The sequence below is a fragment of the Apibacter sp. B3546 genome, assembly GCF_009827885.1.
In the GTDB taxonomy this organism is placed as follows: Bacteria; Bacteroidota; Bacteroidia; order Flavobacteriales; family Weeksellaceae; genus Apibacter.
Window position 1 is genome coordinate 253,840 of the sequence record NZ_WINW01000002.1, and the last position, 24,152, is coordinate 277,991.

At 30.6% G+C, this 24,152-nt stretch carries 23 protein-coding genes; 13 read left to right on the forward strand and 10 right to left on the reverse strand.

Annotated features, from left to right (window positions below; translation table 11 throughout):
* The first annotated feature begins 60 nt into the window (after positions 1–60).
* The 6 genes from GFU93_RS01255 (at position 61) to GFU93_RS01280 (ending at position 5,902) form a co-directional block, all read left to right on the forward strand.
* Positions 61–942 (forward strand): outer membrane protein assembly factor BamD, encoded by an 882-nt coding sequence (locus tag GFU93_RS01255; RefSeq protein WP_105297779.1) that lies wholly within the window; start codon positions 61–63, stop codon positions 940–942.
* 21 nt (positions 943–963) lie between these two features.
* Positions 964–1,281 (forward strand): DNA-directed RNA polymerase subunit omega, encoded by a 318-nt coding sequence (locus GFU93_RS01260; protein WP_160543115.1) that lies wholly within the window; start codon positions 964–966, stop codon positions 1,279–1,281.
* 15 nt (positions 1,282–1,296) lie between these two features.
* The gene (coaBC, locus tag GFU93_RS01265; protein ID WP_160556746.1) at positions 1,297–2,505 is read left to right on the forward strand and encodes a bifunctional phosphopantothenoylcysteine decarboxylase/phosphopantothenate--cysteine ligase CoaBC; all 1,209 of its coding nucleotides are present in this window, start codon (positions 1,297–1,299) and stop codon (positions 2,503–2,505) included.
* Positions 2,506–2,508: 3 nt separating this feature from the next.
* Positions 2,509–3,417 carry a DUF4835 family protein gene (locus GFU93_RS01270; protein ID WP_160566389.1) on the forward strand — a complete coding sequence of 303 codons (909 nt, stop codon included), beginning with the start codon at positions 2,509–2,511 and terminating at the stop codon, positions 3,415–3,417.
* A 6-nt stretch (positions 3,418–3,423) separates the two neighbouring features.
* Positions 3,424–5,076, forward strand: coding sequence for a DNA repair protein RecN (gene recN, locus GFU93_RS01275; RefSeq protein ID WP_160566392.1), 1,653 nt, complete (start codon positions 3,424–3,426; stop codon positions 5,074–5,076).
* A gap of 304 nt (positions 5,077–5,380) precedes the next feature.
* Positions 5,381–5,902: an NAD(P)H-dependent oxidoreductase gene (locus GFU93_RS01280; RefSeq protein WP_160566395.1), complete on the forward strand. Its 522-nt coding sequence runs from the start codon at positions 5,381–5,383 to the stop codon at positions 5,900–5,902.
* A 64-nt stretch (positions 5,903–5,966) separates the two neighbouring features.
* Here the strand turns inward: GFU93_RS01280 and murC are convergent, their stop codons facing one another.
* From murC to rpe, 7 genes are all read right to left on the reverse strand, one after another.
* A complete protein-coding gene (murC, locus tag GFU93_RS01285) occupies positions 5,967–7,313 on the reverse strand; it encodes a UDP-N-acetylmuramate--L-alanine ligase (RefSeq protein WP_160566398.1) in 1,347 nt (448 codons plus the stop codon).
* Positions 7,314–7,399: 86 nt separating this feature from the next.
* Positions 7,400–8,224, reverse strand: coding sequence for a 1-acyl-sn-glycerol-3-phosphate acyltransferase (locus tag GFU93_RS01290; protein WP_160543121.1), 825 nt, complete (start codon positions 8,222–8,224; stop codon positions 7,400–7,402).
* A 318-nt stretch (positions 8,225–8,542) separates the two neighbouring features.
* The gene (locus tag GFU93_RS01295) at positions 8,543–9,853 is read right to left on the reverse strand and encodes a S28 family serine protease (protein WP_160566401.1); all 1,311 of its coding nucleotides are present in this window, start codon (positions 9,851–9,853) and stop codon (positions 8,543–8,545) included.
* A 97-nt stretch (positions 9,854–9,950) separates the two neighbouring features.
* Entirely contained in the window at positions 9,951–11,171 is a 1,221-nt protein-coding gene (gene odhB, locus GFU93_RS01300) for a 2-oxoglutarate dehydrogenase complex dihydrolipoyllysine-residue succinyltransferase (RefSeq protein WP_160566404.1), read from the reverse strand.
* Positions 11,172–11,199: 28 nt separating this feature from the next.
* A complete protein-coding gene (locus tag GFU93_RS01305; RefSeq protein ID WP_160566406.1) occupies positions 11,200–13,962 on the reverse strand; it encodes a 2-oxoglutarate dehydrogenase E1 component in 2,763 nt (920 codons plus the stop codon).
* Between the two features lie 316 nt (positions 13,963–14,278).
* Positions 14,279–15,157: a diacylglycerol kinase family protein gene (locus tag GFU93_RS01310; protein ID WP_160566409.1), complete on the reverse strand. Its 879-nt coding sequence runs from the start codon at positions 15,155–15,157 to the stop codon at positions 14,279–14,281.
* A 17-nt stretch (positions 15,158–15,174) separates the two neighbouring features.
* Positions 15,175–15,828 carry a ribulose-phosphate 3-epimerase gene (gene rpe / locus GFU93_RS01315; protein ID WP_160566412.1) on the reverse strand — a complete coding sequence of 218 codons (654 nt, stop codon included), beginning with the start codon at positions 15,826–15,828 and terminating at the stop codon, positions 15,175–15,177.
* A 131-nt stretch (positions 15,829–15,959) separates the two neighbouring features.
* Between rpe and GFU93_RS01320 the strand changes: the two genes are divergently transcribed.
* The 5 genes from GFU93_RS01320 to GFU93_RS01340 all read left to right on the forward strand — a co-directional run bounded on the left by GFU93_RS01320 (position 15,960) and on the right by GFU93_RS01340 (position 20,501).
* Positions 15,960–16,520 carry an AraC family transcriptional regulator gene (locus tag GFU93_RS01320; RefSeq protein WP_160566415.1) on the forward strand — a complete coding sequence of 187 codons (561 nt, stop codon included), beginning with the start codon at positions 15,960–15,962 and terminating at the stop codon, positions 16,518–16,520.
* Between the two features lie 248 nt (positions 16,521–16,768).
* Entirely contained in the window at positions 16,769–17,773 is a 1,005-nt protein-coding gene (locus GFU93_RS01325; RefSeq protein ID WP_160566418.1) for an acyltransferase family protein, read from the forward strand.
* Between the two features lie 240 nt (positions 17,774–18,013).
* Positions 18,014–19,027 carry an NAD-dependent epimerase/dehydratase family protein gene (locus tag GFU93_RS01330; RefSeq protein WP_160566421.1) on the forward strand — a complete coding sequence of 338 codons (1,014 nt, stop codon included), beginning with the start codon at positions 18,014–18,016 and terminating at the stop codon, positions 19,025–19,027.
* A complete protein-coding gene (locus tag GFU93_RS01335; RefSeq protein ID WP_160566424.1) occupies positions 19,020–20,075 on the forward strand; it encodes a diphosphomevalonate/mevalonate 3,5-bisphosphate decarboxylase family protein in 1,056 nt (351 codons plus the stop codon). The genes GFU93_RS01330 and GFU93_RS01335 overlap by 8 nt, the downstream gene beginning before the upstream one ends.
* Positions 20,076–20,228: 153 nt before the next feature.
* Positions 20,229–20,501 (forward strand): HU family DNA-binding protein, encoded by a 273-nt coding sequence (locus tag GFU93_RS01340; protein WP_105297795.1) that lies wholly within the window; start codon positions 20,229–20,231, stop codon positions 20,499–20,501.
* A gap of 105 nt (positions 20,502–20,606) precedes the next feature.
* Here GFU93_RS01340 and GFU93_RS01345 read toward each other — a convergent pair whose 3' ends face one another.
* The 3 genes from GFU93_RS01345 to GFU93_RS01355 form a co-directional block, all read right to left on the reverse strand.
* Positions 20,607–21,002, reverse strand: a complete 396-nt coding sequence (locus tag GFU93_RS01345; protein ID WP_160566426.1) for a hypothetical protein — start codon at positions 21,000–21,002, stop codon at positions 20,607–20,609.
* Entirely contained in the window at positions 20,989–21,327 is a 339-nt protein-coding gene (locus GFU93_RS01350; RefSeq protein ID WP_160566429.1) for a phage holin family protein, read from the reverse strand. Before GFU93_RS01350 ends, GFU93_RS01345 begins: the two co-directional genes overlap by 14 nt.
* Positions 21,328–21,396: 69 nt before the next feature.
* Positions 21,397–21,678 carry a YtxH domain-containing protein gene (locus tag GFU93_RS01355; RefSeq protein WP_160543134.1) on the reverse strand — a complete coding sequence of 94 codons (282 nt, stop codon included), beginning with the start codon at positions 21,676–21,678 and terminating at the stop codon, positions 21,397–21,399.
* Between the two features lie 234 nt (positions 21,679–21,912).
* On the opposite strand from GFU93_RS01355, the gene GFU93_RS01360 reads away from it, so the two are divergent.
* Positions 21,913–23,112 (forward strand): pyridoxal phosphate-dependent aminotransferase, encoded by a 1,200-nt coding sequence (locus GFU93_RS01360; RefSeq protein WP_160566432.1) that lies wholly within the window; start codon positions 21,913–21,915, stop codon positions 23,110–23,112.
* Positions 23,109–24,134 (forward strand): UDP-N-acetylmuramate dehydrogenase, encoded by a 1,026-nt coding sequence (gene murB, locus GFU93_RS01365; RefSeq protein ID WP_160566435.1) that lies wholly within the window; start codon positions 23,109–23,111, stop codon positions 24,132–24,134. The genes GFU93_RS01360 and murB overlap by 4 nt, the downstream gene beginning before the upstream one ends.
* Positions 24,135–24,152 lie beyond the last annotated feature (18 nt).

The window sequence follows — 24,152 nt, forward strand, 5'->3', positions numbered from 1 at the left end:
TATATCAATAAATGTTATTTATTTGTTTTAAATTATAAAAAGATGTAATTTTGTAGTTAGATGAAAAAAATACCTCTACTAGGTTTGTCATTTCTCCTTTTAATTAGTTGTGAGAGAAGATTAAATCAAGCTTTGAAAAGTACTGATAAAGACTTGATATTAAAGGTTGCTGAAGAATATGAACAAAGAAAAAAATATTCTCAAGCCATTAGCTTATACGAGTATGCAAACAAATTTATAGTAGGAACAGATGAAGCTCCTGAAGTTTCTTATCGAACAGCTTATTTGAATTACCTGGATAAAAACTACAGACTTGCGGCTCATCAGTTTAAAAATTTTGTAATGTCGTATCCTAAAGATTCAAGAGCGGATGAAGCTGCATTTATGGCTGCTTATTGTTATTATGCAGACTCTCCTGATTATAATTTGGATCAAACGAATACTCGTGATGCGTTAAAAGAACTACAACTTTATATCGACACATATCCAAACTCGGATAAGATTGCAGAATGCAACCGAATGATGGACGATTTGACAAGAAAGTTGGAAAAGAAAGCCTTTGAAAATGCTAAAACTTTATATAAAGTAACAGAATATAAAGCCGCTATTATTTCTTTTGATAATGTATTAAGCGATTTTCCGGATACTAAATTGCGTGAAGATATCTTAATTTATTCTTTAAGAGCAAAAACTGAATTAGCAGTTAATTCCATTCATAGATTGCAAAATGAACGGATTAATGATGCGGTTAATTCATATAACAACTTTTGCAAATTATTTCCAAAATCTGAATATTTGGACGAAGCTAAAAGATTGAATAATCGATTGGAAAATGCCAGAATTGTATATCAAAACAAAGAAAAAAGCATTAATGAAGCAAAAGATCAATCAGAAGATAAACTAAAATCAGCAGAAAAAGAGCGAAAAAATAAAATAAGTTAACTAATTATACACCATCAAAATATGAATTTAAAAGAATTAAATGCACCCAACACAACCATTACTTTCAACAGACAACAAATTGAGAGTAAAGTAGGTAACATTTATGAAGCCATAGTAATCATAGGTAAAAGAGCTGAACAAATCAATACCTTTATTAAAAATGATTTAAACCAAAAATTAGATGAATTTGCTTCTAATAGCGATTCTTTAGATGAAGTATTCGAAAACAGAGAACAAATCGAAGTTTCAAAATATTACGAAAGATTACCTAAACCAACGTTAATTGCCATTCAAGAATGGTTAGATAACGAAGTTTATTTTAGAAAAACAGACGCCTAATATCCATTTTTACAAATGTCGGTTTTAGAAGGGAAAAAGATCGTTTTAATTATTACAGGTGGCATAGCTGCTTATAAAACTGCTTCCCTTGTAAGGCTTTTCATGAAAAGAGGTTGTGAAGTGCAGGTAATTATGACCCCTAAGGCCCATAATTTTATTACTCCCTTAACTTTATCGACACTTTCCAAAAAACCGGTATATACTCAATTTTTTGAAGGAAACACCGGAGAATGGAACAACCATGTAGATTTAGCTTTACATGCCGATTATTTAGTGGTAGCACCTGCTACCTCTAATACATTATCTAAAATGGCCAGTGCCGAAGCTGATAATTTAGCTTTAGCAACATATTTGTCAGCAAAAAACACAGTTTTTTTTGCTCCTGCAATGGATTTGGATATGTATAAAAATCCATACAATCAGGAAAACATTAAGAAACTTCAACAAAAAGGAGATATTTTAATACCTCCAAATAAGGGCGAACTTGCCAGTGGATTAGAAGGTGAAGGAAGAATGGCAGAGCCGGAAGAAATTTTAGACTTTATTGAAAATTATATACGAAAAGAATTAATTTTTTATAAAAAGAAACTATTGATTACTGCCGGTCCTACCTATGAACCTATTGATCCGGTACGTTTTATAGGCAATCATTCTTCAGGTAAAATGGGTTTTGAAATAGCTAAAGCAGCCGAGAAATTAGGGGCTGAAGTTACCTTAGTATCCGGTCCTACTTGTCAAAAACTTTCGCATTATTCTTCCATTAAAAGAATAGATGTTATGTCTTCTGAAGAAATGTATCAAAAAGTAACGGAACATTATCAGAATACAGATATTGTTATTATGGCCGCAGCTGTAGCCGATTATAGACCAGAAACTGTATCTAAAACTAAAATTAAGAAAAATGAAGAATCATTTTCTTTACCCTTATTAAAAAATAAAGATATACTTTTAGAGTTAGGTAAAACCAAAAGTAACCAATTTTTAGTGGGATTTGCTCTTGAAACGAATAATGAAGAAGAAAATGCTCTTACTAAATTGAACAAAAAGAATTTAAACATGATTGTTTTAAATTCTTTACAGGATAAAGGCGCAGGGTTTTCTTACGATACCAACAAAATAACTATTTTAGATAACAAGGGAGGTATAGAGTATTTTGATCTTCAAACCAAAGAAAAAGTTGCTGAAAATATTTTAAAATCTATTCATGAAAGAATTAAAACCTGATTTATGAAACATATATCTTTAATTACTCTATTGCTGTTTTTACCTTTGTTTGCTACTTGCCAACAATTATTGGCTGATGTAAATATCGATTACAGTAAAGTTCAAGGATCAAACAATCAAGTTTTTACTACCTTGAAAAAAGATTTAAAAGAATTTATCAACAATACGGATTGGGTTCAGGGTAAAAAATTATCTGTGCAGGAACGAATTAAATGTTCGTTCGGAATTATTATTGAGGAACGAATTTCAACAGATAAATTTAAAGCTACCTTATTAATTCAATCCAGCAGACCGGTTTATAATTCTTCATATATCACACCCGTATTAAATTATCAAGACACCGATTTTACCTTTAATTATCTAGAATCCGAAAATTTAGTATTTAATGAAACCCGATTCAGCGGAAAAAATTTAACTGATGTTATTGCCTATTATATTTATATGATCTTAGGATATGATGCAGACACATTTTCACGATACGGAGGAAATGAATACTTTGATAAAGCTCAAAAAATTGCAGATAATTCCATTAATCAAGGATACAACGGGTGGAATACTTTTGACGGTCCTAGAACCCGAGGATCTCTTATTTCCGATCTAATAAATGATAAAGCAAAAATGTTAAGAAATATTTCTTATAATTATCATCGTTTAGGATTAGATGTAATGTCTTCTAATGAATTACAAGCTAAAACTCACATTGCTACTTATTTAATGAAATTAAATGAATATTCTTCCAATTATCAGTTTTATCCTTTAGATCTTTTCTTAACTGCAAAACGTGAAGAAATAGCCAATATATTTTCTGGCGGAACTCCGGTTACTTCAATGAACATTTCAGAATTGAAAACTCTGTTACAAAAAATCAATCCAATCAACAGTAACGAATACTGGAATAAAATTAAAAATTAGAAATTTATGCTATCTCATTTATCAATTCGTAATTATGCGTTGATAGATATCCTGGATATTGACTTTCCTTACGGTATGATAACTGTTACAGGCGAAACCGGTGCCGGTAAATCCATAATTCTGGGAGCATTAAAATTAGTTTTAGGCGAGCGGGCAGATTACAAATCTTTGAAAAATGCTGATGAAAAATGCTTTGTTGAAGCGGAATTCACTCTTGATCGCGAACTATTTTCTGACTTTTTTATTCAAAATGAATTGGATTTCGATCCTATTACTATTATTAGAAGAGAAATTTTACCTTCAGGTAAATCTAGAGCTTTTATTAATGATACTCCGGTTACCCTATCTGTATTACATTCGCTAACTGAAAAACTTATTGATATTCATTCTCAATTTGATACTTCGGATCTGATGAATGATAAATATCAATTACATATATTGGATACTTATTCCGGTGCAAGTTTAGATTTGAAAGAGTATCAAAAAGTTTATCAAAAATACGTATTTGAAAATTCGAGGCTTAACTCGTTAAAGGATAAATTACTTTTAAGTAATGAAGAAGTTGATTATAAAAACTATTTATTAGAAGAGTTAAATACGGCTCAATTAGATTCCATCAATTTTATTGATATGGAAAATGAGCTGAATTTGTTGAAAAATTCTGAATATTTAGCTCAAATCTTAACTGAAGTTAAACAAATCTTAGATAATGATGAGATAGGGATTTTAAATCAATTACGAAAAGTATCTTCGCGCATGGATAAAGGCTCGCAATATTCAGGGGATTTAATGAAATTATCTGAAAGAATCAGCAGCGTTAAGTTGGAATTACAAGATATTTCAACAGAATCCGAGTTTTTCCTTGAAAGATTAGACTTCAATCCGCTGCGTTATGAAGATCTTACTCAAAAAGTTGATTTAATTCATTCTTTATATGCGAAGCATAAAGTAACCACTATAGAGGAATTAAAACAAATTAGAGATTCTTTATCTAAAGATACCTCTGATTTGATGAATTTGGAAAATCAAATCCAAGCCTGTCAAGATACTATTAAAACACTTTCTTCAGAACTTACTAAATGGTCTCAGGATCTTCATACTAAAAGAAAGACACATGTTCCTGAATTAGAAAACAAAATACTCACTATACTTTCACATTTAGGAATGGAAAAATCTAAAATTGAAATTTCCATACAAAAAACAGATCAATTTACTGCAAACGGTACAGATATCCTCAATATTTTATTTTCCGCTAATGCCGGCATGTCCTTACAGCCTATAGCTAAAGCCATATCGGGAGGTGAACGATCACGCGTAATGTTAGCAATAAAAAAAATTATGTCTGAGAAAGAAGCATTACCTACTTTAATTTTTGATGAAATTGATACGGGGGTTTCAGGACGTATTGCTAATGAAATGGGAAAATTAATGCAGCAAATGGCTTCAACCATGCAATTAATTGCCATTACTCATTTGCCTCAAGTTGCAGCAAAAGGAAACAGTCAATTTAAAGTCGAAAAAACGGAAAAATCGGGGGAAACTCAAACTCAAATACGTTTACTGAATCATGAGGAAAGGATTGAGGAAATTGCTCAGTTAATAAGCGGTTCTGATATTACGGAAAACGCAAGAAAACAAGCTATTGAATTATTGAAATAATTTCAAGTTTTTTTAGTCACATTTTGAATTAATCCTTACTTACTAAAAATATAGTCTGATTTCTTTTTTTATTCAAAAGTTTAAAATATACACTATTTTAAGTATAATCATTTATACTTCTTTATTTTTCATATTATATTTATTTATATTGGTTAAGTACTAATAATTATTGAAATCTAAATTATTCATCTATTTATTTTTTAGCAAATATTGATTCATAATTATATTAAATTTGATTTTAAATTAATATATTTACAATGATTACAATATATAATTTATAAAAACTATAATCAAATTAAAAAAGATGAAAACATTAATTATTAATGGTCACCCCAATTTAAATCAATCGATAATTCATAAAAGATGGTCAGAAGAATTAAAAAAATATCCGAAAGATTTTACAGTTCATAATCTTTGCTATGAATATCCGGATTATAAAATCGATGTTCAAAAAGAACAGAAATTAATTGAAAACCATGAAAACTTAATTTTACAATATCCAATATATTGGTTTAATGTACCCGGTTTAATAAAACGTTGGATCGATGAGGTATTTACTTATGGCTGGGCCTATGGATCTAAAGGGGATAAATTAAAAGATAAAAAAATAGCATTAGCATTTTCTGCCGGTATAAGTGAAGACGATCTTAAAGATAATAAAAATCTGAATTTGGAAGATTTAATTTTGCCTATTAAACTTACGGCAGCCTATGTTAGTTCGAATTTTAGGGGATATTATATGTTATATAATTCTTATTATGCAGCTGATAATGGCACTTTGGATAAAAGCATAGACGAATATATATCCTTTATAAAAGGCTTATAAAATTCATCGCATAAAAAAAATCTTTCCGAAAAGAAAGATTTTTATGATATAGTGTATTTTGTTTTTATTTAAAAATTGAGTCCAAATTTATTCCGCCGTAATTTCCGGAGCTCATCATTAAAAAAATACTGTTATTTTTATCGATTTCTTTTAAATAGTTCTCTAATATAACAGGATCTGTAAAGACTTGTAAATTATTTTTTTCGAAAGAATTTATAATCAGTTCTTTTGAAATTGGTTCCATTCTTTTGATTTTTAAAGCATCTTCACTATAAAAAACAAGTGCCTCATCAGCTTTGTCTAATGTGTTTTTGTATTGTTTTAAAAATTCAGGGTTTAGTGAACTATATGTATGGAGTTCTAAACAAGCTACCAGTCGTTTATTGGAAAAATTTTCTTTAACTGCCTTAACTGTTGCCATTACTTTAGATGGTGCATGTGCAAAATCTTTATATACTATATATTCATTTGTATCGTATATTTTTTCCAATCTTCGTGAAGCACCTTTAAATGATAGTATTGCTTCATAAAACGCTTCATTTTGTATACCTATTTGATTACAAACCAATCGCGCACCCTCTAAATTCAATAGGTTATGTCTACCAAATAACGACAATTGTAATTCTCCTTCAGAAGTTTGAAGATATACTTTTTCATCTTTAATTACATAATTGGGAGTATGATAAGGAAACTTTTTCAGATAGTTACTCGATTGTTCTACTACCTCTACAACTTCTTTATCTTCTTCATTATAAATTAAAGCACCTCCTTGACTTATCGTATTTACAAAATTTAGGAAGGGTTGCTTATAAGACTCAAAAGTTGGAAAAACATTGATATGATCCCAGGCGATCCCGCTGAGTAAAGCTATATTAGGCTGATACAAAAGAAATTTTGAACGTAAATCGATCGGTGAAGATAAATACTCATCCCCTTCTAAAATCATAAATTCATTAGTATCTGTGAGCTTCACCATGGTATCAAATCCTTCCAACTGAGCACCAACCATATAATCAACATCTACTTGATGATACTTAAGTACATGAAGAACCATGGAGGTTATCGTGGTTTTACCGTGAGAACCTGCGATAACTACTCGGGTTTTATTTTTAGATAGTTCGTATAGAAATTCAGGATATGAATAAATTTTTAAATTTAATTCTTTTGCTTTTTGAAGTTCGGGATTATCTGAATGAGCATGCATTCCCAAAATTACTGCATCTATATCCGGAGTAATCTTATCGGGAAACCACCCCAATGAATTAGGTGCTATACCTTGTTTTTTTAATCTTGAGAGGGAGGGTTCAAAAATTGCATCATCAGAACCTGTAACAGTGTAGCCTTTTTGAGCCAAGGCCAAAGCCAAATTATGCATGGCACTTCCACCTATCGCTATAAAATGTATTTTCATTTACCGATATTTTTCAGAACAAAGATACTTTTTTAAACTAAAAAAGACAGCTAAATACGACTGCCTTTTTTTATCTCTGTAATAAATTATAGTTCAAAAAATGATCGGGTCTTTTCTTCTTCCCTTTCTGCTTCCAGTTCCTCCACCGATTTAACTTTTAAAAAACTTGGATCTTGTTCTATAGCTATCATGATTTTAGCTAAAATTTCATTTGAATCTTCGTTCTCATAATCGATGTCTAATGGAGCTTTAAATGTCATTTTCGGTTCAACTCCCCTTTTTTTAACGAGTAATCCTTTACGATCAAAAGCTCTTCTGAATCCATCAATTACAACAGGTATTACAATGGGTTTATTTTTTTTGATAATTTTTGCCGCACCTCTTCGACCGGGTGACCAAGGAGTTACCGTACCTTGTGGAAAGGTAACTACCCATCCGCTATCCAATGCTTGCAAAATATTATCTATTTCATTCATATCAACTTTTCGATTGACATCTTTTCCTGCATCTCTCCAAGTTCTTTTAACAGTAATTGCTCCTGCTAAAGAAAATAATTTGGCTAGTAATCCCTTATTCATGGTTTCTTTTGCCGCCACATAATATAAATCTACTTTCGGATCTAAAAGATAAACAGGATTTTTAATGGTGTCAATATAACCGTGCTTTACGGCACAAAAAACATGATACATAGCAAATACATCCGCAAAATAGGTTTGATGATTGGATACGAACAATACATTGGTATCGGGAAGCTTTAACAGGTTTTCAGTTCCTTTAAGTTTTAATTTATTAAATCCGTTGAATCTATTATATGATATAACCCCAAAGGTGAATATAAGAAATCTTTTTAAGATAAACCAATGGCCAAACGCATCTCTAAATATTCTATTCTTCTTCTTTCCTTTTTCCATTTTTACACCCAGGTTTTAAAATTGTAAATTTATTACTTTTAAATTTATAATTAATTCAATCCGTATTATTAGTACATTAATGATTACACAAAATTATAATTTATATATAGAATTCTTGTTAATTAAATATTAATTAAAACGAAAGTATTTTTGATTAACCCTGTATTTATCTCTATTTTTATTAAAAAAAAGAAATATCCTACAATTAAATCATTTAAATACAAATTCTATTCCAAGATAAAATAAAAATTTAAATTTAGTTTCCTATTTATATTTTAATAAATTTATTAGTTATTTCTTTTTAAAAATATAAAATAATTAATTAAATAAACTATAATTAGGTCTAATCCCTATCCACTGATATAAGGTATCGCTCAACTGATTTCTCATCACTTGATTCATGTTTGCGATTCTTGCAGAAGCATGGTTTGCTCCGGGAAGTTCCAATTTAAGGGAATTAGTTTTTAAAGAAGGGATAACTTTGGTAGCGCTCCATGTGTCCAATTCCCCATAAATATATATAAAATTAGTACCCTGAGTATCTAACCATTTTTCTAATTTTTTAGTGAGTTTCGGACTATACGTGATTTTTCCTGCTTCTTTAGGAGGAAATGTTGCTAAAGGATTTTCAGTAAAATAGTTTAAATAATTTTTAAATGGTGAAATATCATATCCGTAATATCCCATTTCTAAGGCTGCTTGATAATAATGTGGCGCATATTGCTTAATTTCCTGATCACTAAAAAAACTTATATCAACGGCTTTTATAAGATAATCCACTCCCTTCGCAACCTCGTTTGACTGAGGAATGGAATCACAAGAATATCCCCATTGCCAAAATGAAAAAGGATATTCCAATACCGTATATTCAAATGCTTTGCCTAGGGATCCCAAATATTTATAGGTAAGACCTTTTATATCAGAATAGGCTTGTACATATTTTAAGGCTTCCTTTTCATTTTTTAGCATAAACAATTGAAAATCTTTAATTTTCTTTCTGCAAGTTTCCGATCCCACCGAGTTTAAAAAACTATATATTCGCGAATCTTCCAAAGAATAATTTATCGGGGCCACATACGGAACGGAGACATCTACATCTTCAGGAAAAAAATATCGATAATATATAGTTGTTTGTCCTCCTTTGCTTATACCTGTACTGATCCATTTTTTACCGTATATTTTTTTAAAAATAGTATTTATATGGTGTAAATCATGAGCTGCATTATAAAGAGTCAAATATTTCCAGTTAAATATTGAAGAGTCGGGTATTGAAGTTCCAAAATATCGATGTTCAATATTTAAATCGTTAGAATTTAAGATTTGCTGCAATTCATTTTTAACATCATACATCCCATACCCTTGCGTTTCCATGAGCATAGGCCGATCAAAGCCTGTATGAGTCAAAATGACTTGTTGATTAAAATAACCGGCATAGGTATCCGACCAATCTAAAGGTTGTTTAATTTGTAACTTATATTGTAAAGGTCCTCCTTTATAAGTTTCAATCCTTTCATAAGTTATATCTTGTTGTTTCGAAAGAAATTCTTCCAGTTTTTTTCTGTCTGACTCTTGAGCTGATAAAATAAGAAACGAAAATAATAGAGTAAAGACAAAGAGTATTCTTTTCATATTAAAATATTATATATGCTTTATTTTATGGATTTAATCTTAGTATAAAAACGTTTTTGGTTCATAAAAAAACCGCTATAAGCGGTTGTATAGATTTTTATAATTCTAATGCTTTATTTATGTTATTATTCATCAATAGTTCCAATGGATTTTCAAGTGCTTCTTTCACAGCCACTAAAAAGCTAACCGATTCTTTACCATCGATAATTCTATGATCATAAGAAAGGGCAACATACATCATGGGAGCAATAACAATTTGTTTATTTTTTGCGATAGGCCGCTCAATTATGTTGTGCATTCCAAGAATTGCACTTTGTGGTGGATTGATGATCGGGGTAGATAACATAGAACCAAAAACTCCTCCATTGGTAATGGTAAATGTTCCTCCGGTCATTTCATCCACGGTAATTCTTCCGTCTCTCACTTTTTCCGCAAGGATCTTTATATTTTGCTCTACTCCTCTAAATGTCATGGTTTCCGCATTTCTAAGTACAGGAACCATTAATCCTTTAGGTCCGGACACCGCTATGCTTATATCTTGAAAATCATAGGTTATTTTATTCTCTCCGTCGATCATAGAGTTAACATCGGGAAACAGTTGCAATGCTCTTACAACAGCAAGGGTAAAAAAAGACATAAATCCTAAATTCACATTGTGTTTATTTTTAAATGCCTCTTTATATTCATTCCTTATACGATAAATTTCACTCATGTCCACTTCATTAAAAGTAGTTAACATGGCGGTTTGATTTTTTACGGTTACCAATCTTTCGGCTACTTTTCTTCTAAGCGCCGATAATTTAACTGACTGGTACGTTCTGACTCCATTTCCTGTAGAATTACCAAGAGATGGAACTGCTTGTAATGCATCATTTTTTGTTATTCTTCCATTTTTTCCCGTTCCTTGAATATCTTCGGGAGAAATATTTTTTTCTTTAACTATTTTTCTGGCTGCCGGGGAACAAGTTCCTTTTACATATGAATCGGCGGGTCTTTCTTGAGAATTTTCCGATGTATGAGTAGAAACAGTTGTTTCTGCTTCGTTGGTTACTATTTCTTTTTTATCATGAATTGGATTTACAGCATCCGTGTCAATTAAACATATAATATGTCCTACCTGAACTGTATCTCCCTCTTGAGCTTTCAAAGATATTTTGCCGGAAGCTTCTGCCGGAAGGTCTAAAGTGGCTTTATCGCTGTCTATTTCCGCTATAGCCTGATCTTTTACAACATAATCTCCCTCTTTAACCAACCAGGTTGAAATTTCTACTTCAGTTATTGATTCCCCGGGAGAGGGAACTTTCATTTCAAGTATCATAAGTTCAAATATTTTATTTTTTAATGGTTTATTTTATATTTTCAAACACAGAATTGATTAATTTTTTTTGTATTTTATCGTATCGTTTGTGTGAACCCGGTGAAGGAGAGCCGCTTTCGGCTGTATAAATTCCTTCAATATTGAATTTTCTAAATTCTTTGAGTATGTACCACCAAGCTCCCATATTTTCGGGTTCTTCTTGTGCCCAAATTAACTCTTTTTGAAAAGAATATTTTTGTAATATTTGTTGGATTTTATCCCAATGTAAAGGATAGAGTTGTTCAATACGTACCAATGCCACTCGATCCTCTTTTAATTCTTCTCTTTTCTTATCCAATTCATAGAATAATTTTCCTGAACATAAAACGACACGAGTTATTTTTTCTATCTTAGTTGCTTTTGAATCATCGATAACCTCTTCAAAGGCTCCTTCTGCTAATTCTTCCAGGGTAGACACTACTTGAGGATGTCTTAGTAAACTTTTAGGAGAAAAAACAATCAACGGTTTCCTATAATCAGTTTTCAATTGTCGCCTTAAAGAATGGAATAAATTCGACGGAGTAGTTGAATTTACTACATACATATTTCCATTGGCACAAAGAGATAAGAATCGTTCGATCCTCGCCGAAGAATGTTCTGCTCCTTGTCCTTCAAAACCATGCGGAAGCAACATAACCAATCCGTTTTGCATTTTCCATTTATCTTCAGCAGCAGAAATATATTGATCAATTACAATTTGTGCTCCGTTGGCAAAATCTCCAAATTGTGCTTCCCAAATTGTAAGCGAAAAAGGAGAAGTCATGGCATAGCCATATTCAAATCCTAAAACTCCATATTCTGACAGCAAGGAATTATAAACATAGAATTTAGCTTTGGTATTCAAGCTGTTTAATAAGATGATTTCTTCTTCTGTGTCTTCCGTTTTAATTACTGCATGACGGTGTGAAAAAGTTCCTCGTTCAACATCCTCTCCGGATAATCGGACATGATGTCCTTCCGTTAACAGCGAACCGTAAGCCAATAATTCTGCCATCCCCCAATCTATGGTTTGGGTAACATCAATCATATCCCGCCTTTGTTTCAATAAACGTTTGGTTTTATTAAAGAGGTTTTTTCCTTCCGGTATTTCCGTAATTTGATGCGCTATGGTACGCAAGTTTTCCAATGGAAAGGTTGTATCTATGGGTGTTAAAAGTTCGGCAGCTCCTACTCTTTCAAAATCTTTCCATTCTTGCTGCATGAATAATTCAACGGTCGCTTGTTCCATTTCTTTGGAATCTTCCAAATTTTTATCCAGTAACTTTCTGTATTCTTCGTCATCGTCAGCCACCATTTTTTGCGTAATGATATCATCTTTTTCAAGTTTTGCTCGATATATTTCTCTGGGATTCGGATGATTTTCAATTATTTTATATAATTGAGGCTGTGTAAAACGAGGTTCATCGCCCTCATTATGTCCATATTTTCTATAACCTAAAAGGTCAATAAAAACATCTTTATTAAAGGTATTCCTGTAATCCGAAGCAAATCGTACTGCATGGATAACTGCTTCCGCATCATCTGCATTTACATGCAATACCGGACATAAAACCGTTTTAGCTATGTCTGTACAGTAGGTGCTGGAACGTGCGTCTAAATAGTTGGTAGTAAATCCTACCTGATTATTGATTACAATATGAATGGTTCCTCCGGTTTTATAGCCGTCCAAGTTCATCATTTGAATTACTTCATATACGATTCCTTGAGCGGCAATGGCTGCATCTCCATGGATTAGTATAGGCATGACTTTACCGTAATCTTCTTGATATTCGTGATCTGTTTTTGCTCTCGCAATTCCTTCCACTATGGCATCAACGGTTTCCAAATGCGACGGGTTGGGAGCTAAACTTATTTTAACGGTTTTACCTTTTTTAGTTTTATAATTATTACAAGATCCTAAATGATATTTTACATCTCCTGAAAAAATGGTTTCTGAATAATCTTTTCCCTCAAACTCATTAAATATTTGCGAATACGATTTATTAAATATATTGGCTAAAACATTTAATCTTCCTCTATGGGCCATTCCGATAACGATTTCTTCCACTCCCAGTTCTGAGGAATGGTTAATTATTTCATCTAAAGCGGGAATTAAAGTTTCTCCTCCTTCTAATGAAAATCTTTTTTGTCCGACAAATTTCGTATGTAAAAAATTTTCAAAGGCAACGGCATGTGAAAGCTTTTTTAATATTCTTTTCTTTTCTTCTACATCTAAAAGGGGCTGATTAAAATTTTGCTTTATCCAATTTTGAATCCAACGGATTTCTTCGGGTTTTCTAATATATATGTATTCAATTCCAATGGAACTGCAATATTCTTTATTAAGAATATCTATTATTTCTTTTAAAGTATATTCTCCTTCTATTCCTATAATTTTACCGTTGACAGGTACGGATAAATCTGATTCGCTAAGTCCGAAATTTTCTATGCTTAAATCTGGAGTATAGGTTCTTCTTTGCCTGACCGGATTGGTTTTAGTAAATAAATGCCCTCTTGTTCGATACCCGTTTATTAAATTTATTATCTTAAATTCTCTTATGATATCTTCAGAAATTCCTTTTTCATTTGAATATTCCTTTTCACTATATTGATTATATTCAGAAGTTTCATTGTAGGATTTTCTGGCAAAATCAAATCCTTGAAAAAAACTTCTCCAGCTGGGTTCTATGCTATCGGGAAATTTCAAATATTTTTGATACAACTCATCTATGTATTCTGAATTGATTGCATTTAAAAATGAAAATTGGTCCATTTTATTTTTTGCTTTAACGGGTATATTTTATTTACTGTATAGGTTCAAATCTACTGATTTTGATAATATCTTCAAAGTAAATATTTTTTATATTATAAATTTATTGGTAGCAAGTGATCAATTATTTTTTTAAAATAAGATTCTTATTTTTAGCTTGTATGTGCTTTGATACATTAACATTCTATATAAATTCCTCATTAACTACCCTATTCATCCTAATTTTAGTTATGCTATAATTTTAACATTTCCAGATTTTATCTATATTTTAAAAATGACATTAAGCAACTTAAAGAATATTAATTTATAGGTTATATATTTAAGCTACTAAAACTTTAAGTGATTGAGGTAATAAGGAAACTGTTAGTTTTTTAGCATTGGTGGGTATATATTCTCCATCAATTTGCAAATATTTTCCATCAAATTCAATTTCTAATTGATTGGATTTAAAAAATATTTTCTTCTTACTTCCGAAATTAGTATTTAATAAATATCCCATACCGATTAAACCAAATGCTCCCCAGGAACATTCAGTTATCAAATTAACATCAAATTTACCGTCCTGCAAAGAAGCTTTTGGCGAAATGGAAAACCCGTATCCTAAGCAATTACTGTTAGAAATATTCAGCATCATGGCTTTTCCCTTGAAGTTTTTCGTTTCTGAATGCATATCAATCTGAATGGGCTTATATTTAAAAACACTTACGATAGCACTTTTAACATATCCTGCTAACTGTCTTTTCTTTTGATGAGCATATTCTTTCACAGTATGTGCATCAAATCCTATACCTGCATTACTGAAGAAATATATATTATTAATCTTTCCACAATCAATTTTTTTACTAGTATGTTGGGAAGTTTTCAACGATTGTAGAGCTTTTTCATAAGTAAGAGGAATATGTAAATGTCTGGCCAATCCATTTCCGGAACCTATAGGAACGATTGCTAAGGGGATTTCTTTATTAAGTAAGGCAGTAGCTACTTCATTAAGTGTTCCGTCACCTCCACAACTTACAATAATGTCGGCTCCTTCTTTAATGGATTGCAATGCAAATTTATATCCATCATCTTTTTTTCTTGTTACTTTGATTTCTTTATCATAGTCTGCAAAAAGTTCTTCTATCCTATTTTTTACTTTCTTACCTAATCCTTTACCTGAAATAGGATTAACTATAAAATGAATTTTTTTGTCTTTCATTTTAATGGGTTATGAACTTAGTTGGTACTATTTTTTAAATCTTTGATCATTTGTATGGGATCTTTCGCATTGAAAATGCTACTTCCGGCAACCAATACATCAGCTCCGACATCAGTTAGCTTTTTAGCATTTTCGAGACTTATTCCTCCGTCAACTTGTATTAATGCTTGTGAATTTTTTTGAATAATTAGATCCTTACAAGAGGCTATTTTTTTATATGAGTTTTCAATAAATTTTTGTCCTCCAAACCCGGGATTTACAGTCATCACTAACACTAAATTCAAATCTTGGATAGTATCATCCAATAAATTTATATTGGTATGCGGATTTAAGGCTACTCCGGCTTTCATACCTAAATTTTTAATTTCCTGAATTGTCCTGTGTAAATGGATACAGGCTTCATAATGAACTGTAATATAATCTATACCTAAATTTTTAAAAGTTTGAAAATATTGACTCGGATTTACAATCATTAAATGAGCATCTTTGATTTTTTTAGCTTTTTTATTAACAGCTTCTAAAACCGGAAATCCGAAAGAAATATTAGGGACAAATACTCCATCCATGATATCTATATGAAACCAATCGGCTTCGCTCGAATTGATCATTTCTATATCCTTATCTAAATTCCCAAAGTTTGCTGAAAGGATGGAAGGTGCAAGTAGTGCCATTTTTTTTATACAAATTTATAAAAAACTATTTACTAATCGATATTGGAATTTAGCCGAAAAAATGAGTGCGACTTACTATCCATCACTTTACACGAAGAATTTAGGCATTACATTTGTATAAAATTTCACTTATGAATTTATATATTAAAAATATGGTTTGTGATCGCTGTATTTTTGCGGTCGAGGAAATTTTAAAAGAAATTCATATTAAGCCGGTTACTGTTAGGCTTGGAATGGTTATTATAAATGAGGAATTGAGCAAAGAAAAGGAGCATATTTTTAGTGATAAATTAGAAAAACTGGGCTTCGAGCTTATTAGTGATTCTAATCAAAAAATAATTGAAAAGATTAAATCTCTGTTAATTTCACAGATCCGAGAACATACAGTACCATCGATAACTTATTCTGAATTTTTATCCCAAAAAATAAACAAAGACTATTCTTATTTAAGCAAACTTTTTTCTTCTTCAGAAGGCATTACCATTGAACATTATATCATTCTACAAAAAATAGAAACCGTAAAAGAACTGTTGTCTTATGAGGAATTGAATTTATCGGAAATTTCTTATAAGTTGGGATACAGCAGCGTTGCTCACCTTTCTGCACAATTTAAAAAAGTTACCGGACAAACACCCTCTCAATTTAAAGCTCAAAAAATAAAAACAAGAAAAAGCATAGATAAAATAATATAATATTTTCCATTTCTTATTATATATTAATTTATTTATTTAAATATTATATTATTTTAGCATATAAATATAAAATGATTTACCAAAGTTTATGGTTATAAGATATTAAATTTATGATATTTATCTATTTTTATTCAATTTCATATAAAATTTTAGACATGAAATAAAATTTTTTATAATATACATATTAATTTGGACTTTTACTATTATATTTATAGTTTTGTCATCGTTAATTTAATTGCTTTTTAACAATGAACAGGAATAAGACCTTTGACTCTTTGAAATTTATATTAGTTTGTTTTGTAGTATATGCTCATACTACCGAAAACCTTTACAAAGATAGAGGAACAGCAGTTTTAGTTAGCTTTCTCTCTACTTTTACCATGCCTCTTTTTATATTTATATCCGGCTATTTTTCAAAAAACATTACGTGGGACAAATACACCAAGTCATTTAAATCTTTAGGACTCACCTACTTAGCCGCACAGCTAACTTATTCCATCCCTTTCATAACCGTACAAGCAGTAACCCTTCCTGCAGATCAATTTAATATTATTCAAAAAATTATTTCGATTTTCATTCTTCCTTATGGAGGGCTTTGGTATGTGGTTGGTCTATTAGTTTGGAGACTACTTGTTTACTATATTGCTAAGTTTAACTTAAAATTCCCATTAGTGTTTAGTCTTTCACTAATTATACCTTTACTGTTTGGCTTTATAGATATCCAGTTAAATGCCTTCAGAGTAATAACCTTCTTTCCGTACTTTGTTTTAGGTTATTATTGCAATGAACAAATGTTCAATAAAATCAGAAAAGTTAATCCTATTATACCCGTTGTTATTTTATTAGCCATATTCACCGGTTTATTCTTTTATAAAAACCTTTTTTATTTTGTGATGGCTACTTTTGGGGAAGGATCTTATAAAAGTACTTATCCGACTCTTTTACAGGGATTTTTATATAGAGCATCTTTCTATTTAATTAGTATGATAAGTATTACTTGCGTAATCAATTTAGCAACTGATCGATTTTATAAATTAGGTAAATATTCGTTGGGAATATTTTTGGTGCATCCTTGTGTTATTTTTACAATAGCAGGTATCCGAATGTATTTACTTCCTCCTTTAGATATTACCTACCCGATTCTTTTTGATTTTCCACTATCAATGGTTATAACCTTTATAAGTTTATACTTATCGGAAACAAAACCGATCCAATATTGGATGAGTCCAATAATGTTTTTTCAAAAAAAATAAAAAAATGCCTGTTTAATACAGGCATTTTTTTTGTTATTCACCCTTTTTTTAAAATACTCATACTTTTAGAGATAATTTATTAATAAGCAATTCATTTGTATATTATTTAATTTGTTAAATTGTGTATTTGATAAATAATAAGCTTATTTTTTTTATTCAAACTAACTACTTTATATTTTCAAAACTTAAGCTAATTTCACTAATAAATAAAATTAAAAAGCTGTAATTTAGCAATCCATTATGATATTAGTTACAGGAGGTACGGGCTTAGTAGGAAGCTATCTTTTATTAAAGTTAGCCGAAAAAGGTGAGCAAGTTAAAGCTTTATATAGATCGGAAGATTCTAAACAAGAAGTTTTCAACTTGTTTAAATTATACGAACCGGAAAGATTTAACAAATTATATGATTCTTTACAATGGATTAAAGGGGATATTCTTGATATTATTTCCCTGGAAGAAGCTTTTATAGGTGTAACAAAAGTATATCATGTTGCCGGAAAGGTTAGTTTTGATGAAAAAGATAAAAAAGAATTACGCAAAATAAATATTGAAGGAACTCAAAATATGGTTAATTTATCTATTAGTCATAAAATAGATAAATTTTGTTATATAAGTTCAATTGCCACCTTAGACCCCAATTTAGAAGATTCCTCAATTAATGAAAATGCTGAGTGGAATTTTAAATTCAATCATTCTTCCTATGCGTGCTCGAAATACGGAGCTGAAATGGAAGTGTGGAGAGGTTCTCAAGAAGGATTAAATGTATTAGTTGTATATCCGGGTATCTTATTAGGTTCCGGAAATTGGAAACGAGGCAATGGATTACTCTACGATCAGGCATATGCAGATCGAGCCTATTATACTTCGGGGATCACCGGATGTATTGATGCTTCGGATGTCGCTGATATTTGTATACGACTTATGGATGATCCTTCAATAAGTAATGAAAAATTTATTTTAACTGCAGACAACATATCGTATAAAAACCTCATGTACCTGTTAAGAAAAGAATTGAACAGGAAACCTCCCATTAAAATATCTAATTCATTATTAAAAAGGATATCCGTATTGTCTCGGTTTTTACCCGGTAAAAAAACGTTAAGTAAGCCTGTTTACTTAGCATTGACTTCTCAAAACACCTATTCCAACGACAAGATAAAAAAATTATTGTCGTATGCATTCATATCTATTCAAGATTCGTTAAAATTTCACGCTAAAAATTATCTACAATATAAAAAATTAAATAATGATTGAGGAAAATTTTATTCCATCTGAAACGTATAAAAATATAGAAAATGGAGAAGTGAACGCTAAATGCAGTTCAAACATAGCATTAGTTAAATATTGGGGTAAATATGATTTACAATTACCTGCTAATCCATCCATAAGTTACACACTTACCGAAAGTTTTACGGAAACTTCAATCCAATTTCAAAAAACTGACAACTTTTCAATAAAAGTATATCTGGAAGACCAAATTCAAGAAAATTTCGCAGCAAAAATTCATACCTATTTTCTATCTATAAAAAAATATTTACCATTCATTGACCAATATTCATACACCATACATACAAAAAATTCTTTTCCTCACAGTAGTGGAATTGCTTCATCTGCATCCGGATTTGGTGCTTTGGCCTTATGTCTTATGAATATGAGCGAATTATTGGGAGAGAAAAATTCTGAAGAGTTTACGTTAAGAAAAGCTTCTTTTTTGGCTAGATTAGGTTCCGGAAGTGCATGCAGATCAATTTACAAGGGATTGGCTATATGGGGAAAGAGTCCAAATATACCTTTCAGTTCCGATTTATATGCTATTCCTTTTCCCTATGAAATAGCTCCTATATTTAAAGAAATTCAAGATACCATTTTATTGGTCCATGAAGGATCTAAACAAGTAAGCAGCTCCGTTGGCCATAGTTTAATGAAAGGACATCCCTATGCATCCACACGCTTCCAAGAAGCAAATAAAAATTTATCTGAAGTTTGCGATTTGATTCAATCCGGAGATTGGGAACAATTTGGTAAAATAGTTGAACATGAAGCATTGACACTTCATGCCATGATGATGACTTCTACCCCACCCTATATTTTAATTAAGCCAAACACATTGGCGATCATTGATAAAATTTGGAAATTCAGACATGATTCTAACGCTCAATTATATTTTACTTTGGATGCCGGAGCTAATATACATCTACTTTATCCTGAAAGAGAAAAAGGTCTGATTACCAGTTTTATAAAAAATGATCTTATTAAATATACTGAAAATGGAAATATAATATTAGATCGGGTTTTATTTTAAACATAAGGTATAAAAACACAGTTTAAATCTTTACAAAAAAATGTAAAGTCTTCTTTATAAGAACGAAAAAAAGAGGGAATTTGCTTGTATATATCAAACAAAATATTACCTTTGTTAAATTAAGATAAATAACCTTATTAAAATTAAATCATCATGAACAAATCAGAATTAATTGATGCAATTGCAGCTGATGCTGATATTACTAAAGCAGCAGCAAAAAAAGCTTTAGATTCATTTTTGAATAATGTAACCAAAGCATTAAAAAAAGGAGACAAAGTTACTCTTGTAGGTTTTGGAACTTTTTCTGTTTCTAAAAGAAGTGCAAGAGAAGGAATTAATCCTCAGACAAAAGCTAAGATTAAAATTCCTGCTAAGAAAGTTGCTAAATTTAAAGCAGGTGCAGAATTATCCACTGCAGTTAACTAGATAGACTAAATTAATTAAGTTTAAAAAAATTAAAGGCTGTTATGATAACAGCCTTTTTATTTATTTTGTAATGAATTTGACACGTATTTAAAAAAATACTAATTTCTAAATTTCGTCATCTTCATTAAAATTCCTCAGAGCTTTAACTTCATTTCTATTACGTATAGTTGATAAAATATTCCTACCTTTAGAAATGACCATAGGAACAACATAAGAAGAAGCTAACATGATCAATTTCCCTGATAAGGATTTCTTATTTACAAACCTTGAAATTACTTTTTCAGTTCCGAAACCTATTCCAAAATTAATTAGCATCTTTAAGAGATTTGAATTAGAAACAAAGGAAAATGCTTTGTCTCTTACATTATCATTAACTAAACCTAAGGTTTCAGGTAAATGACTTAGGGAGAGTTTATTCTCCATATCAGAAATCTCATCTTTTAATACACGTTTACGTAATAAAAAATCTTCGTACGTATATCTTCCGTTAGTTTTTGTCATTAAGTTCATTTTCTTTTACATTTAAATCTAATTCAATAATTTTCCTCTCAATAAATTTTTTGATTTTCGAATAATTGGAAAGAAGAATCATAAAAATGATGAGATAGATACAAGAAATAATTAAAATGCCTAATCCCATATTATTAAAATGAGTTCCAAGCATTACTCCCAGAGCAATACTGGCTAAAAATAAGAACATCATTCCTAAGCTGAAAACAATAATGATGAAAATTACTATGCTCAACAAACCGGAAATAGTCTCAGTCAATTCCAATTTAAGAAGTTCGATTCTATTATTGATATATTTTTTTACAAAACCTAACATAAGTTATTAAAATATAGTGATAAAATTAAAAAAGAGTCATTAAAACAGACTCTTTTAAATTTTCAGTAATTATTTTTTGGTCAACTCATCGTATTCCTCCGCGAGATGATCAATTGTCTCATCTTTTTTTCTGTTAAACTCTTTTTTGTACTTATCATATCCCTCCTTCAATTCATCTTTATATTTATGATAAGAATCCTTAAGACTTTCCCCTAAATCTTCTGCTTTTCTTTTTATTTTTTTACGGGTGTTTTTACCTTTATCAGGAGCAATTAACACACCGGCAAGAAATCCGGCAACAGCTCCTAATACCATACCGGTTAAAACATTTTGAGCATTTTTATTTCCCATACTAATTACTATTAAATATTATTATAATGTTATTTTTAGAATTTTCGCACTTTACTTAAGACAAGAAAAAACAACTAAGATTATCAATTATTTAGCTAAACATTTAAATAAATTTACTATTTATACAATATGCTTAAACTATAATAATTAAAAATTTAAAACTTATTTTTATTTTTGTTGCCTTAAACAAATTTACTCAATAAATTTGTAATTTCCAAAACAACATAAAAAATTATGCCAAAGTTCTCTTCACGAGGTTTAAATATGCCTGAGTCTCCTATTAGGAAACTAGCTCCTTATGCAGTTAAAGCAAAGGAAAAAGGGTTACAAGTATACCATTTGAATATCGGGCAGCCGGATATCAAATCCCCGCAAACTTCCATCGATGTTTTAAAAAATATTGATATTGATATTTATGCGTATACTCCTTCTGAAGGAAAATTTGATTATAGAGAAACACTAAAAGATTATTATCACTCGTTAGGATTCAATGACTTAACCAGAGACAATTTTATTATTACCAACGGGGGGTCTGAAGCCCTTTCATTTTCTTTAAGTTGCTTATGCGATCATGGAGATGAAATTATCGTTCCTGAGCCGTTTTATGCAAATTATTATAGTTTTGCAGAATCTATTGGTGTTACTATAGTTCCCATTGTTTCAACTATTGACAACGGATTTTCATTACCCGATATTGAAAAATTCGAAGAACTAATTACACCCAAAACCCGTGCAATTCTCATTACCAATCCAAGTAATCCCACCGGTTACCTTTATTCAAGAGAGGAATTGCAAAAATTGGCAGATATTGCAATTAAACACGATATATTTCTTATATCCGATGAGGTATACAGAGAATATGTATACGATGGTTTACCATTTCATTCCGTATTAGATTTTCCTGAACTTAAAGACAATGTGATTGTTGTAGATTCCGAATCCAAACGTTACAGCCTTTGTGGAATCCGTTGCGGTTTTTTAGTTACCAGAAATACAAAATTTTTGGAAATAGCCTTAAAATTCGCCCAAGCTCGTTTGAGTCCATCTTTAATTGGACAGATTATTGCCAATGCCGCACATAAACAACCTCTGTCGTACATTGAAAACGTAAGAAAAGAATATTCGGAAAGACGGGACTTATTGGTAAAATTACTTAATGAAATCCCGGGGGTAATTTGTCCCAATCCCAAAGGATCTTTTTATTGCACTGTAGAATTGCCGGTTGATAATGCTGAGGATTTTTGTTTATGGATGTTAAAAGACTTTGAATATGAAAACGGTACGGTTATGCTTACCCCTGCACAAGGTTTTTACTCCAACCATGAACATGGCAAAAAACAGGTTAGACTTGCTTATGTAATCAATAAAGATGACATTGCCCAATCCATAAAAATTATAAAAAAAGGTTTAGAAAAATATAATTCACTTCAATGATAGTTCAGGAGAATAAGGATATAAAAAAATTTACGACTTTTCAAGTACCTGCGCTTTGTAATTTTTTTACGGAAATATCTACACTCGAAGAGCTCAACGAGGCTTTAAATTTTTCTGAGAATCAAAATTTACCTGTATTATTTATAGGGGGAGGAAGCAATATTTTATTTACAAAAGCTTTTCACGGATTAGTTATACAAATTAAATTAAAGGGAATTCAAGAAAGGCCGGGTAACGATGAGAATCATGTATTCGTATCTGCTATGGCCGGAGAAAATTGGGATTCTTTTGTGAGCTATTGTGTAGATAAAAATTACGGAGGATTGGAAAATTTATCTTTTATTCCGGGAAATGTTGGAACCTCTCCTATCCAGAATATCGGTGCTTATGGAGTTGAAATGAAAGATTCTTTTTATCAACTGAAAGCTCTTAATCTAAAATCCCGTGAAATAGAGATTTTTTCTTCTGAAGATTGTAAATTCGGATATAGAGAATCTTTTTTTAAGAATGAAGGAAAAAATAAATATGCCATTATTGAAGTTACTTTTCGATTAACCACTAAAAAACATAAACTTAAACTCTCATATGGAGATATAAAAGAAGAACTTATTAAAAAAAATATTTCTGAACCCTCTTTGCTAGACGTAAGAAATCAAATTATAGCTACCCGTAAACGTAAACTTCCTGATCCCGCACTTTTGGGAAATGCAGGAAGCTTTTTTAAAAATCCGATTATAACGATCGATCAATTAACTAAAATTCAAGAAAATTACCCAAATATACCTTTTTATACCATTTCCGATACTTGGGTTAAGATTCCTGCTGCTTGGTTAATTGAAAATGCCGGTTGGAAAGGCAAAAAAATCGGAAACGTGGGTGTACACGAAAAACAACCGTTGGTGTTAGTTAATCTGCATAATGCCGACGGAGAAGAAATTTTATCACTATCAAACTCTATAATTGAAGATGTTAATAAAATTTTTAACATTCAATTAGAACGAGAAGTAAATATCATCTTATAAATTTATATTTTTGCTTCC

Bases quoted from the DNA above. Each gene is read 5' to 3' on its own strand.
- GFU93_RS01295 (WP_160566401.1), bottom strand. From the start codon at position 9,853: ATGAAAAGAATACTCTTTGTCTTTACTCTATTATTTTCGTTTCTTATT.
- GFU93_RS01350 (WP_160566429.1), bottom strand. From the start codon at position 21,327: ATGTTAGGTTTTGTAAAAAAATATATCAATAATAGAATCGAACTTCTT.
- GFU93_RS01335 (WP_160566424.1), top strand. From the start codon at position 19,020: ATGATTGAGGAAAATTTTATTCCATCTGAAACGTATAAAAATATAGAA.
- GFU93_RS01330 (WP_160566421.1), top strand. From the start codon at position 18,014: ATGATATTAGTTACAGGAGGTACGGGCTTAGTAGGAAGCTATCTTTTA.
- GFU93_RS01310 (WP_160566409.1), bottom strand. From the start codon at position 15,157: ATGAAAGACAAAAAAATTCATTTTATAGTTAATCCTATTTCAGGTAAA.
- GFU93_RS01260 (WP_160543115.1), top strand. From the start codon at position 964: ATGAATTTAAAAGAATTAAATGCACCCAACACAACCATTACTTTCAAC.
- GFU93_RS01345 (WP_160566426.1), bottom strand. From the start codon at position 21,002: ATGACAAAAACTAACGGAAGATATACGTACGAAGATTTTTTATTACGT.
- murB (WP_160566435.1), top strand. From the start codon at position 23,109: ATGATAGTTCAGGAGAATAAGGATATAAAAAAATTTACGACTTTTCAA.
- recN (WP_160566392.1), top strand. From the start codon at position 3,424: ATGCTATCTCATTTATCAATTCGTAATTATGCGTTGATAGATATCCTG.
- GFU93_RS01325 (WP_160566418.1), top strand. From the start codon at position 16,769: ATGAACAGGAATAAGACCTTTGACTCTTTGAAATTTATATTAGTTTGT.
- GFU93_RS01280 (WP_160566395.1), top strand. From the start codon at position 5,381: ATGAAAACATTAATTATTAATGGTCACCCCAATTTAAATCAATCGATA.
- odhB (WP_160566404.1), bottom strand. From the start codon at position 11,171: ATGATACTTGAAATGAAAGTTCCCTCTCCCGGGGAATCAATAACTGAA.
- GFU93_RS01255 (WP_105297779.1), top strand. From the start codon at position 61: ATGAAAAAAATACCTCTACTAGGTTTGTCATTTCTCCTTTTAATTAGT.
- GFU93_RS01270 (WP_160566389.1), top strand. From the start codon at position 2,509: ATGAAACATATATCTTTAATTACTCTATTGCTGTTTTTACCTTTGTTT.
- GFU93_RS01360 (WP_160566432.1), top strand. From the start codon at position 21,913: ATGCCAAAGTTCTCTTCACGAGGTTTAAATATGCCTGAGTCTCCTATT.
- GFU93_RS01340 (WP_105297795.1), top strand. From the start codon at position 20,229: ATGAACAAATCAGAATTAATTGATGCAATTGCAGCTGATGCTGATATT.
- rpe (WP_160566412.1), bottom strand. From the start codon at position 15,828: ATGGCACTACTTGCACCTTCCATCCTTTCAGCAAACTTTGGGAATTTA.
- GFU93_RS01355 (WP_160543134.1), bottom strand. From the start codon at position 21,678: ATGGGAAATAAAAATGCTCAAAATGTTTTAACCGGTATGGTATTAGGA.
- coaBC (WP_160556746.1), top strand. From the start codon at position 1,297: ATGTCGGTTTTAGAAGGGAAAAAGATCGTTTTAATTATTACAGGTGGC.
- GFU93_RS01290 (WP_160543121.1), bottom strand. From the start codon at position 8,224: ATGGAAAAAGGAAAGAAGAAGAATAGAATATTTAGAGATGCGTTTGGC.
- murC (WP_160566398.1), bottom strand. From the start codon at position 7,313: ATGAAAATACATTTTATAGCGATAGGTGGAAGTGCCATGCATAATTTG.
- GFU93_RS01305 (WP_160566406.1), bottom strand. From the start codon at position 13,962: ATGGACCAATTTTCATTTTTAAATGCAATCAATTCAGAATACATAGAT.
- GFU93_RS01320 (WP_160566415.1), top strand. From the start codon at position 15,960: ATGAATTTATATATTAAAAATATGGTTTGTGATCGCTGTATTTTTGCG.